Here is a 12,468-nt window from a genome sequence, read left to right as displayed (position 1 = left end):
CAGCTACAAAGAGGGAGAATTCACATCGTCGGCAAACTGCGGCAGTATTTTTTGCACTTGCTGTTGGCGATGTGGACTTAACCAGCGCATCATCGCATCCAGATATGCTTTATTCCCCCGTAATTTTTGCAACGCCTGATTAATATCACGGATCCGTAACTTTCCTTCGGCACTATTCTGGCAAGCGACATACGAATATATCAAAGGATCTAAACCGCGGATCGGTATATCAACCAATTGACTTTTTTGGAGCGAGATCGACTGGAAATAACGAACCCGATCAGGAAATTCAATCAGATAATCAAAACGACTGGCGGTTAATAAATCCACCGGATTCACACTTTGCAACGACTGACCGGTCAAATTACGACCTGCAATATCAAGATATTTTTTCACCTCCGCCGGGTAACCCCGGTTGCGCTCAACCAGCCCATTCATCGTCGGATCAAGCGTGACTTCCGATAACGCAACTCCTGTACCAGATCGCCATTGCCGCGCTAACGGATGGTCGGCGCGCATATGCAACATCACATTAACCGAGGTCACCGCCGGAATGCTGAAAAACATCGTTTTGCCACGGGTTTCATTGTAGATCAGCGCGAACATACAGGTTTGGGCGGTTGGAGCAGCCAGGGTCTGTTCGACTCTGGCAAAATTGCTGTAATGCACTTGATGACGGTATTGCACCAATTCTGCCATCAACAACTGTTGCATTTGATCAAGGTGTCCCTGGCCTTTGTCGACACCGTCAGCGATCCGAGACGGTGGCCAGTGTATACTCAACCAGTCAATAGCAGGTTTGGCTAACCCCGGCACTGGCATCCATGGCAACAAGGTTAAAACCGAAATTACTACAGATTTCATCGCCACTCCGAGCGGTTTTTTTATACACATTAGCAGTTGCTGCTTGTGTCGTACAAGTTTTATACCCGTCATCCTTGAAGATACGGGGATGTTGGCTGCCGCCACTAAAATTTGCACCTGTTCAGGCCACAGTATTGCGGCCAGCATCTTTGGCTTGATAAAGCGCATTGTCAGCCTGGCGTAAAATCATGTCATAGTCAGATGGGCCGGCACGTTCCAACGACGACACCCCAATACTGACCGTGACATAAGGTGCTGCCAGATTGTGTTCATGCGCAATGGCCGCCTGCCCCACCAGTTCCTGTAACTGATGGGCTAAGGCCAATGCACCGGTTTTGTTGGTGTTAGGCAGGATCACCACAAATTCCTCCCCCCCATATCGCGCCACACTGTCGGTGGCGCGGTTAAAACCTTGCAGCAATAGCCCGGCAATTTGCTGCAAAGTCCGATCACCGGCCTGGTGGCCGTAGTGGTCGTTAAACGCTTTAAAACAATCAACATCAATCATCAGTATCGACAACGGCCACTGTTGCCGCTGTGCCTGCGCCAGTTGTTCGGCCAGCCGCAATTCCAGCGATCGGCGGTTGGCCAGCCCGGTCAGACTGTCGGTATAGGACAGCAGTTCCAGCTCTTGTTGTTGCTGTTTGACGGTCGCGGCAAAAAACTGAAACGACCGCGCAATAGCGGCGATTTCATCATGACCGGAAATTTGATGGGCGGCCGGTTTGCCCTGCATCTGTTTCAGCACATTGGTGTTCAGTTGCTCCAGCCGGCGCACGACCCGCAAATGCACCAGGTAAATACCAGCTGCCAGAAACAACAGCGCCAGCGCCGATACCACTAATATTTGCTGACTGTACTGACGGATTTGTTTATTACTGAGCTCAGCATCGGCCAATACGGTGACGCTGACATCATAAGCGCTATTTTCCGCCAGCCTCGCATAATCCAGCACCAAATTGCGCACAAAATTACTGCGGCCATTGGCGCGGCCGGTCACCACTAATTGCTCAATCCGCAGTGGAAACACACCGTCATCGGCCAGCAACAACTGTTGTAGTTGTTGTTGCAACAAATTAGTTTTGCTGGCGACAGCCTGCGGCTTGCCAGGCGTAACTTGTGCAAGTTGCTTGCTCACCTGCTGCTGTAATTGCCGCAGCATCAGCAAACGATTGATGGTCAAGGCTTTACCGGATTGCGCGACCACTTCGGCGACATCGAGCAAACCAACGGCTTGCTGGCCGCTGGCGGTAGTTTCTGTTTTAGCGGCGCGCTGTAATTGTTCATACAGCTGATACACCTGGGTCAGCCGAGTTTGCACCTGCTGCTGTAACTCCAGCCGCTGGCTGGTCAGTTCGTTCAGGCTGTGCAGCTCTTCGGTCAGCGCGACCAATTGCGCTTCCTGATACAACACACTTTGCCGATCGGCGGTCAGTTGCTCTAAACCTAGCAAATTTTGCTGGATATCCAGATAAAGATTGTGCCGCACCGCCTGGCTTGGCGCCTGTCCCATCGCTTCAGTCAGATAGAGTAACTGATTGATTTTACTGTATACTTTACTGGAATGCACCACGGATGGAATGGCGTTGGTGGCGATATCGCCGATGTTACCCTGCAACCGCAACAACCGGCTTTGCATCATCGCGGCCATGCAGATCAACAACAGTAGCACCAGCAACGAAGTTAACGTCAGCATGGTGGTAATCGAATAACGACGTTTAATCGGCACCATGCCCCGCAATTCAGCCACCGGCAGCTTTAGCGGCTTGTGGCTGCTACTTTTGCCGTGACTTGCTTTGTCCTGACTGGCTTTGTCAAAGCTGGTTTTGTCGAAGCCGGAGTTGTTCATGGCTGACTCCGCGCGGTATTGACCAGCCGTTGTTGCAGTACAGGCGCAATATTTTTCTGCAATTTGATGTAATCCACCACCACTTCAGCAATCAGCTTATTCATCTGATTGCTGTAATTAAGTTGCGGCAAATCGACCAGTGCTTTGTAGCCATCACCACCTTCCGCCAGATAATCAAAAGTCGCCAGTTTATACTGCTGTTTCGGCACTAAAGGCTGACCATTGATCTGTACCGAAATCACTCTTTTTCCAACCGGTTGGCTCGGATCAAACTGCATTTTCATGCCACTCAGATGTGCAAAACGCCCACGCAATAATTCAAACTCGCTTAAGCCGTTTTCAAGTGCCGCCAGCAGTTGTTTGCCAGTCACCTGCACCAGTACCACCTGATTGCGGTAAGGTAACTCCATCGCAATATCACGCCGGGTTAAACTGGTGCCCGCCGGATAGTGCTTTTCACCGCGAATATTACCGGCATTGACCAGCGCGATGTCCGCGCCGGTATGCCAGACCATCGCGTCCACCACCAGATTGGCCAGCGCATTTTCCTGACTGCGCACCAGGCGGCGGTTGGTATCCAGTTCGACCGTGGTGGTGCCAATGGTTTCACCTAATAATTGTTCCAGTCGGGCGGAATGGCTTTTCACCACTTTTAATACCGTAGGATCTGGCTGCTGTGCTTTTAACTGCTGAAAGCTTGGTTCGAGTTGCAAGGTTTCCGGCGCACCGGCGGTCCAGCGTAAATCGACCACCGCCACTTCACCTGGCGCACTTAAATTAATATTGGCTGGCAGCGTTTTGGGTAATTCGGTTTTGGTCAGCCGGAACAGTTCGTTTTTGCGCAGTGCAACGTCGATCACCCGCTGCTGGATCAGGCTGTCGACAAAGTCAAAATTGGCGGAATATAACAACACAATCAGCTCAGCACCGGCTTGGCGCAATAACACCGATTGCTCACGGACAGCTTCTTCCGGCGATGTAATCATCACCCGATTAAGGGGGTATTGCTCGGCCGCTGCCGGCGAAAACACCGCTAAAACACCTAACCGAACATCAGCTTGTTGCACAATCACTGACGATTCGAGGCCATCCAGATTACCTCCGGTAATAGGATCAAACAGATTGCTGGCCACCACCGGAAAGGACGCTTCATAGCTACGCAAGGACAATTCGTCTTCAAAAAAGCTGAATTCACGTTTCGCCACGCCCATTGCATCGGGTTCCAGCAAATTCAGAATATCGATAATGTGTGAACCACGGTCAAAGGACGCCAGCGTGCTGGGGCCTAAGCTATCGCCACCAAACAGAAAAAATGTCGGAATTGGCTGTTGACGTTGGGTTTTGACGATACTGGCAAGCTCGGCGTAATCGCCTTGTTCAGTTTCGAGAATACGGGGTAATTCGGCGGTAAAAATCAGCCGCGCCTGACGTTCTGCGGCGACAGCCTGACCGGCCAACGGAGACAGTAAACAAGTGCCCAGCAACAGGCACGTGACAGGCAATGACAAATACGACAACAACTTCATCCTGAGTGGCAGTCTCCGCTAATGGTTTGAAGCGAATGGTTTGAATTAGATAACTCTCATGCGTCCAGCTTGCTTGAATTTTCGGCTTTAAACAAAACATTGCGGCGGTTTTGCTGCTGATTTACATCGAAAGTCGGCCATCCATTGCCAGCATGACAAAGCCCACCGGCAACTGCAAGCGCGCCGTTGCTTATTCGGCAGAAAAACGTTGCCATCAGCAACCAATATGATATAAATGAAAGCGCTTACAGCAGCATCTTCCATAACAATCAGGTGGCATCTGTGCTGATTTTGCGTCGTTTCCTCTTGGCTCTGCCGCTTTGGATCACGACACCACATCATCAGCATGAGGTTGAGTATTGCAAAGCTACCTTTAAAAATAATCGCTGAAACAAGGACTTGACTAAATGATGCCATCTTTACCACACCGCTTTTTAGCTGGCGGCCTGACTCCCGTTGCCGCAGCTTTATTGCTGGCGCTGACGGGTTGCCAGCCAAAATCAGCTACTCCGGAAACCACATCCATAGCAGTACCTGCAACTGCTGCTAAAGAAGCTGCAGCTACTAGAGATCCGGCGGCTATCTGGCCAAAACTTGCGATCCCCCGTCAGGGCAATGCCGAAGAAGAAGCCAAAGTCGCTAAGCTACTGGCAGCGATGACGCTGGAGCAAAAAATTGCCCAGATGGTGCAACCGGAAATCCGCGATATCACGGTCGAAGATATGCGCAAATATGGTTTTGGCTCTTATCTCAATGGCGGTGGTTCGTTCCCGGCCGGGAATAAACACGCCACGCCAGCGGATTGGATCAAACTGGCCGAAGCTATGTATCAAGCTTCGATTGATGCCTCGCAAGACGGTTCCACCATTCCCACCATCTGGGGCACCGACGCTGTACACGGCCATAACAATGTGATTGGCGCGACGTTATTCCCGCACAATATCGGTCTTGGTGCTGCTAACAATCCTGAATTAATCGAACAAATTGCCAAAGCCACTGCCCGCGAAGTGATGGTCACCGGCATTGACTGGGTGTTTGCCCCCACAGTCGCCGTAGTACGAGACGATCGCTGGGGTCGCACTTACGAAGGTTATTCCGAAGATCCGGAAATCGTCCGTAATTACGCAGCCTCTATTGTCAAAGGTTTACAAGGCGCCCCCGATGCTGACTTTTTAGGCAATGAACGGGTGATTAGTACCGTGAAACATTTCCTTGGCGATGGCGGTACTGAAGGTGGGATTGATCAGGGCGACAATATTTCGACCGAACAACAACTGTTTGATATTCATGCCCAGGGTTATGTCGGCGGTTTGCAGGCCGGCGCTCAGACGGTGATGGCATCCTTTAATAGCTGGCATGGCGAAAAAATTCATGGCAGCAAGTACTTACTGACTGACGTGCTGAAAACCCGGATGGGTTTTGACGGATTGGTGGTCGGTGACTGGAATGGTCATGGCCAAATTAAAGGTTGCAGCAACGACAACTGCGCCGCCGCCGCCAACGCTGGTTTAGACGTGTACATGGTGCCGACACCGGCCTGGAAACCTTTGTATGAAAACTTAGTGGCGCAAGCGAAAAGCGGTGAAATCCCACAAAGCCGGATTGACGACGCGGTGACCCGGATTTTACGGGTGAAAGTTCGTGCTGGTTTATTTGAAAAACCAAGCCCGGCACAGCGGCCATTATCCGGCAAAACCGACATTATTGGCTCAGCTGAACATCGCGCTGTGGCAGCTGCTGCGGTGCAACAATCCTTGGTATTGCTGAAAAACCAACAGGCTTTATTGCCACTAAACCCAACCCAAAAAATTCTGGTGACAGGCCAGGGGGCGGACAATATCGGCATGCAAAGTGGCGGCTGGACCATCACCTGGCAAGGCACCGGCAATAATAATACCGACTTCCCTGGCGGCAGCTCAATTTATGCCGGTATTAAAACTCAGGTCGAAACCGCCGGTGGCCAGGTGCAACTGAGCAACGACGGCAGTTACCAGCAAAAACCTGATGTGGCGATTGTGGTATTTGGCGAGCAACCTTACGCCGAAGGCAACGGCGATATTGATAACGTCGAATATCAGCGTGGCAACAAAACCGATTTGGCGCTGCTGAAAAAGCTGCAGGCCGATGGTATTAAAGTGGTGTCGTTGTTTATCAGCGGCCGACCGTTGTGGGTCAATGCCGAGCTAAATGCGTCCAATGCTTTTGTCGCCATCTGGTTACCAGGCAGCGAAGGCCATGCCATAGCGCCGGTGTTATTCAGCGATAAAGACAGCAAGGTACAACAGGATTTTCGCGGTAAGTTATCGTTTTCCTGGCCGAATGGTCCGGATCAAACCAAAGTAAATCAAGCCGATGCCGACTACCAACCACTGTTTGCCTACGGTTATGGTTTAAGGTACGCCGATGCACCGGAGCAAGCGGCCAGCCTGTTTCGTGCGCCTTTGACGGAAACCAGCACCAGCCATACCAGCGTCAGCGCATTGCCGTTGTTCGAGCGAGATATCAAAGCGCCGTGGCAGTTTGTGCTGCAAAGTGCAGAGCAATCCGCCAGCGTCAGCAGTAATCAGCAGACGTTGGGCTCGGTGAAACTGCAAAGTTTTGATCGCAAAGTACAGGAAGATGCACGCTTAATCAGCTTTGATGGTTCGGCCAAAGCTTCTGTTGCCCTTCGCAGTAATTTCCCACGCGATTTACGTGCCTTTGGCAATAAAGAAGCAGTGCTGAGTTTAATGCTGAAAGTAGATTCTCCGGTGACCGCACCGGTGGAACTGTCGATGCTTTGTAACGAACAATGCAGTGCCAGCCTGGATGTCAGTCCACAGCTGCAGCAATTCACCGCAGGTGTCTGGACTGAGCTGCAAGTGGACGTCAGCTGCTTTACCAGCAAAGGCGTTGATTTAGCGCAAATTGCCGTGCCGCTGGCCATCAGCAGTAGTAGCAAGTTGCAGCTGAGCTTTGCCGAGCTGAAGTTGTTGCCACAAGGCACAGCGGATGCGGTGAAACTGCAATGTCCGCAAGGCTAACCCTGATCATCATGGGCGTGGCCGGCAGTGGTAAATCCACAGTCGGCCAATTGCTGGCAACTAAACTGGGTTACCCTTTTGTGGAGGGTGATGATTTTCATAGCATTGAAGCCAAAGCCCTGATGGCTTCCGGTACACCGCTGACCAGCACCTTGCGCCAACAATGGGTTGATCGGCTGGCGGCGATGCTGGCAGATACGACAGCGCAGGGCCAACCTTGTGTGCTGAGTTATTCCGGTTTAATTGCCAGCCAACGCCAGCAATTACGCCAAGCTGGTCAGCACATCCGCTTTATTTATCTGCAAGGTCCGGCTGAAGTGCTGGCAATGCGACTGGCAGAGCGCAGCGGTCATTATATGCCGGCAAGCTTGCTGCAAAGTCAGCTCGACAGTATGCAAAGCAGCAGCGGCGAAACCGATGTACAACCGTTTTCAATTGACCAACCGGTAAAGTTATTAATCCAGCAAATTTTGCTCTGGTTAACCTTTGCCGCCGACCTCCCCAGCGACAACCCATGACCCAACAAGTCCATCCAGACTTAAAACCATAACAAAGGGCACGAACATGTCAGAACAGGTGATTGAATCTTCCACTGCCCCGCTACGCTGGCGCGAAAAAATCAGTTATGGCCTGGGCGATATGGGTTTTAACTTCTATTGGGCCAATATCTCGGCCTTTTTGCTGATTTATTACACCGATGTGTTTGGCATTTCCGCCGCAGCAGCCGGCACCATGATGCTGATCACCAAAATCATTGATGCCATTACCGATCCACTGATGGGCGCAATTGCCGATCGCACCCACAGCCGGTTTGGCAAATTCCGGCCTTATTTGTTATGGATGGCGTTACCGCTGGCGGGCGCTGGCGTGCTGACTTACTCGACGCCGGATTTGTCTGAAAACGGCAAACTGCTGTGGGCCTATGGCACTTATTCGCTGTTGATGCTCTGTTACACCGCGATTAATATTCCTTATTCGGCGCTCTCCGGCGTGATGACCGGCGACAGTCAGCAGCGCACGCAGCTGGTGAGCTTACGGTTTATCGGCGGTTTTAGCGGCGGCATTGTCGTCACTTATCTCACGCCAAAACTGGTGGTGTGGCTTGGACAAGGCAACGAAGCGCTCGGTTGGCAACTGACGATGGGCTGCTTTGGTATCGCTGCCGCTTTGATGTTTTTGATCACCTTTGCCAATTGTCGTGAACGGGTACAACCCATTGCCGCCAAGCCAGCTGCGGTGTCACAGGATCTGAAAGACTTATTACACAACAAAGCCTGGTTGGTGTTATTTGCGCTGGCGCTGATCATTATGGTGACCATCACCATGCGCGCCAGCAGCGCGGTGTATTACCTGAAATATTATCTGCAGCGGCCGGATTTAGTCGGCGAGTTTTTATCCTCCTATATGCTGGCGCTGGCACTCGGTGCCGCTTGCACACCATTGATGACTAAATTTCTGGATAAAAAACCTCTATTAATGCTGCTGATGACTTTGGTCGGCTTGTTATCAATCAGCCTGTATTTTGTGCCGCCTGATGCGGTGAGTCTGATTTTTGGCCTGAATTTATTGATTGGCTTTTTGCTGGGGCCAAAATCGCCGCTGGCATTTTCGATGTACGCCGACACGGCTGACGATAACGAATTTCGCACCGGTCGGCGCGCCACCGCTATGACCTTCGCTGCCGCGACTTTTTCGCAAAAACTTGGTGGCGCACTGGCTTCGGCGATGATTGGCTGGCTGCTGGCCGCCATTGGTTATGTTGCCAACGCTGCACAAAGCGCTGGCTCACAACAAGGGATTTTGTGGCTGATGACCATTATTCCTGGGGTGATTGCGTTACTGGCGGCCTGGGTAATGCGGTTTTATCCGCTGACCGAAACAAGGCTTTCGGAAATCCAGCGACAATTGCAGGCGCAAAAAGCGGCGGCCGTAGCATCACACTCATCTGCTGGAGCGGTCTGAACATGTCTTTGCTTGAAAAAAATGCGCAGTCGCCTCTCATGCAACAAGTCACACAACAAGTCATGCAACCAACAGCGGATGGACAGCGTTATCAGCTATTTAGTCCAACGGCGATGCCAGCCGCCTGCAGCTTTTTATGGAACCCACAGCTTTTGCTGCAACTGAATTGTCGTGGTTTTGCCACTGCGCAATTTATGCAGCCAGAACCGGCCAAATACGCGCATGCACCAGTGCTGGAAGCCAAAACCTTTATGCAGCCGGAGCAGCCGTATTTCGCCCATCATCCGGGACGCTTTGTTTATTTCAAGGACGAGCAGAACGGCAGTATTTTTTCACTGCCCTACGAACCAGCACGGCAGCAAGCCGAACAGTTTTGCTTTTCGGTGGGTAAAAGTGATGTGCAATGGCAGGTACAGCAAGCTGGGTTAGCGTTGAACTGGCAAGTCTCGGTGAGCCCGGATGCACCGCATGAGCTGTGGCAACTGACCGTACAGAACACCGGCGCACAATTGCGTGAGATCAGCATTTACCCTTATTTTCCAGTCGGTTATATGTCGTGGATGAATCAATCCGGCGACTTTGACGCAGAGCTTAATGCGGTGGTTTGCCAAAGCGTCACCCCTTATCAGAAATATCCGGATTTTTATAAACAACAGTTTTTTAAAGATCAGACTTTTTTACTGGCCGAACAACCGCCCATCGCCTGGTGCGCTAATCAAAGCCTGTTTGAAGGTGAAGGTGGTTTGCAAAAACCGGATGCGCTACTGGGCGCGACTTTAGCCAATCAACCGGCACACTACCAAACGCCAGTCTGCGCCATGCAATATAGGCTGATCTTAGCGCCTGGTGAAAGTCGGGTCTTTCGTTTTGTGTTTGGTCCGGCTTATGACAAGTGTGAGATTGCGGCGGTGCGGCAACGCTATTTTGGGGATTCTGCGGCTCAAGCAGCTTCGAATACCGACGGTTTTACTGCAGCGCAACAACAAGCCGCCGCTCGTCTGAACGAACTGAATCCTTGCCTGCAAATCAATACGCCTGATGAAACGCTGAATAATTTCGTCAACCATTGGCTGCCACGCCAGCAGTTTTATCATGGTGACAGCAACCGCTTTACCACCGATCCGCAGACCCGCAATTATCTGCAGGATCATATGGGGATGTGTTATTTAAAGCCCGCTTCTTTTCGCGAGGCTCTGCGAAAAGCCTTGTCGCAGCAACATGCCAGCGGCGAAATGCCGGATGGTATTTTGCTGCACCACGATGCCACGCTGAAATACATTAATCAGGTGCCGCATACCGACCAATGTGTCTGGTTGCCAGTGTGTCTGAGCGCTTATCTGGCTGAAACCGATGATTATGCGCTGCTCGATGAACTGCTCCCCTTTTCTAACGAAGCCAGTACACAGACGGTTTTTGAGCATCTAAAACGCGCGATGACCTGGCTGGTGCTGAAAAAAGACCCGCGCGGTTTAAATTATATCGAACAAGGCGACTGGTGCGATCCGATGAATATGGTTGGCTTTCAAGGCCGCGGTGTGTCGGGCTGGTTGTCGCTCGCCAGTGCCTATGCGCTGAACTGTTTTGCCGAGATCTGCCAGCAACGAGATTTACCAGAACTGGCCACACACTATCAGCAACAAGCGGCGCAGTTTAATCTGGCTGTGAATAGCCAGCTTTGGGATGGCAACTGGTATGGCCGTGGTATCACCGATGATGGCCGGGTGTTTGGCGTGAGCGCTGAAACCGAAGGTCGGATCTACCTCAATCCACAAAGTTGGGCCATGTTGTCGGGCGCAGCGGATGCCAGTAAAATCCCGTTGCTACTCAATGCAATTCAGCAGCACTTACAAACGCCTTATGGCGTACAAATGCTGGCACCAGCCTATACCCGGATGGTGCAGGATATTGGCCGGCTAACGCAAAAGTTTCCAGGCTCGGCCGAAAATGGTTCGGTATACAACCATGCAGTGGCGTTTTATTTGTATGCGCTGTATCAGATTGGCGAGCCGGATTTAGCCTGCACGCTGTTAAAACAAATGTTGCCTTCTGACGATGTCGCTGAGCAAAAACAACGTGGGCAATTACCGGTATTTATCCCGAATTATTATCGCGGCGCTTATCAAACCCTACCCGGCACCGCTGGTCGCTCCAGTCAGCTATTTAATACCGGCACTGTCGCTTGGGTCTATCGCGCTTTGGTCGAAGGCATGTTTGGGGTCAAAGGTTGTGCCGATGGTCTACGTGTCGAACCACAATTACCTTCGCAATGGCCAGCAGCCAGTATTGTCAGGTTGTTTCGCGGCGCTCGCTTTGATATCCAGTTCCGTCGTGAAGAAGGTATTGCTGCACCGCAATTATGGCTCGATAGGGCGTTACTACCGGACTTCATGATCCGTGATTTTCACGCCGGTCAGAGTTATCAGGTAACGCTGTTATTGCCGTTGGTTAGCAGAAGTTGAACTGCCTTTATTTCAGGCGTTCAAGCTTGCCTTTGCGTTTGACGATGTTTTTGTAATCCCATTGTATATCTCGCGACTTATTGAGCCAGCGTGCAAGATCCTCGATGTGGATTTGGCCGGGATCCGTGATCCGAAACTCGGCCGCCTTGAAACTTCCTTCGGCATTAAGCGATGGTTCGTCAAACGACTGTCCGCTCCAGAATAGCAAACGCACACAGGTCTTCAGCTTTGAATACCCGACTACCGGATTTCCGTCGAGGAACCACACCGGATGCGCATGCCATATCTTGTTTTGTGCCTCTGGAAGCGCCTTGTCTATCTCATGAGCCAGCAGGTTACAGATGCGTTGTTCAGGCAACGGCACAGTCTCATTGTAGAAAATGGTGTCTGGGTGCATTACAACTCCTGTGCTGGCGGCGCTTCGCTTATCCACCCTACGGCGTGGCAGATAAAGCCTATATTTGGCTTAGAAGCAAAATTTTGCGCATAGCGATTACAGTAACTTCTTACTCATCAACATTACGTCCCTTACGCCATGTGATTCTAATCGATCCATCACGAACCTGGTGATTTGATACGGGTCGGCTTTACGGCGGACTAGCCTGCGGCTGAGTCGCGCCCTACGCTTGGTATAGGTTTAATTTATTGTTTTAAAAAAACCGTAGGGCGCTACTCGCCGCGGCAGCGGCAGTACGCCGGATGGTGATTTGATCCGGGTCGGCTTCATGGCGGACTAGCCTGCGGCTGAGTCGCGCCCTACGCTTGGTATAGGTTTCATTTATTGT

Annotated in this window: 9 protein-coding genes; 4 read left to right on the top strand and 5 right to left on the bottom strand. The window is 51.4% G+C overall.

Annotated elements, in window-relative coordinates; translation table 11 throughout:
• Positions 1–3: 3 nt before the first annotated feature.
• The 4 genes from EOE67_RS05105 to EOE67_RS05090 all read right to left on the bottom strand — a co-directional run bounded on the left by EOE67_RS05105 (position 4) and on the right by EOE67_RS05090 (position 4,656).
• On the bottom strand, positions 4–864 hold the full coding sequence (locus EOE67_RS05105; protein ID WP_127697975.1) for a hypothetical protein: 861 nt from the start codon (positions 862–864) through the stop codon (positions 4–6).
• Positions 865–985: 121 nt separating this feature from the next.
• Complete coding sequence (locus EOE67_RS05100; RefSeq protein ID WP_127697974.1) at positions 986–2,713, bottom strand: GGDEF domain-containing protein; 1,728 nt, start codon at positions 2,711–2,713, stop codon at positions 986–988.
• Positions 2,710–4,230: a bifunctional metallophosphatase/5'-nucleotidase gene (locus tag EOE67_RS05095; protein ID WP_164852225.1), complete on the bottom strand. Its 1,521-nt coding sequence runs from the start codon at positions 4,228–4,230 to the stop codon at positions 2,710–2,712. Before EOE67_RS05095 ends, EOE67_RS05100 begins: the two co-directional genes overlap by 4 nt.
• 96 nt (positions 4,231–4,326) lie before the next feature.
• Positions 4,327–4,656, bottom strand: a complete 330-nt coding sequence (locus EOE67_RS05090; protein ID WP_127697972.1) for a hypothetical protein — start codon at positions 4,654–4,656, stop codon at positions 4,327–4,329.
• On the opposite strand from EOE67_RS05090, the gene EOE67_RS05085 reads away from it, so the two are divergent.
• The 4 genes from EOE67_RS05085 to EOE67_RS05070 are packed head-to-tail and all read left to right on the top strand — an operon-like array spanning position 4,647 to position 11,683.
• Positions 4,647–7,262, top strand: a complete 2,616-nt coding sequence (locus EOE67_RS05085; protein WP_127697971.1) for a glycoside hydrolase family 3 protein — start codon at positions 4,647–4,649, stop codon at positions 7,260–7,262. The genes EOE67_RS05090 and EOE67_RS05085 overlap by 10 nt on opposite strands.
• Entirely contained in the window at positions 7,247–7,780 is a 534-nt protein-coding gene (locus EOE67_RS05080) for a gluconokinase (protein ID WP_127697970.1), read from the top strand. The genes EOE67_RS05085 and EOE67_RS05080 overlap by 16 nt, the downstream gene beginning before the upstream one ends.
• 46 nt (positions 7,781–7,826) lie before the next feature.
• Positions 7,827–9,224, top strand: coding sequence for an MFS transporter (locus EOE67_RS05075; RefSeq protein WP_127697969.1), 1,398 nt, complete (start codon positions 7,827–7,829; stop codon positions 9,222–9,224).
• Between the two features lie 2 nt (positions 9,225–9,226).
• Positions 9,227–11,683 carry a GH36-type glycosyl hydrolase domain-containing protein gene (locus tag EOE67_RS05070; RefSeq protein ID WP_240652720.1) on the top strand — a complete coding sequence of 819 codons (2,457 nt, stop codon included), beginning with the start codon at positions 9,227–9,229 and terminating at the stop codon, positions 11,681–11,683.
• A 7-nt stretch (positions 11,684–11,690) separates the two neighbouring features.
• Here EOE67_RS05070 and EOE67_RS05065 read toward each other — a convergent pair whose 3' ends face one another.
• Complete coding sequence (locus EOE67_RS05065; RefSeq protein ID WP_127697968.1) at positions 11,691–12,080, bottom strand: DUF1801 domain-containing protein; 390 nt, start codon at positions 12,078–12,080, stop codon at positions 11,691–11,693.
• Positions 12,081–12,468: the final 388 nt, after the last annotated feature.

This window comes from Rheinheimera riviphila (assembly GCF_004005945.1).
Classification (GTDB): domain Bacteria; phylum Pseudomonadota; class Gammaproteobacteria; order Enterobacterales; family Alteromonadaceae; genus Pararheinheimera; species Pararheinheimera riviphila.
The sequence above is the reverse complement of the archived record's forward strand: the minus strand, read 5'-3'. Positions and strand labels throughout refer to the sequence as shown.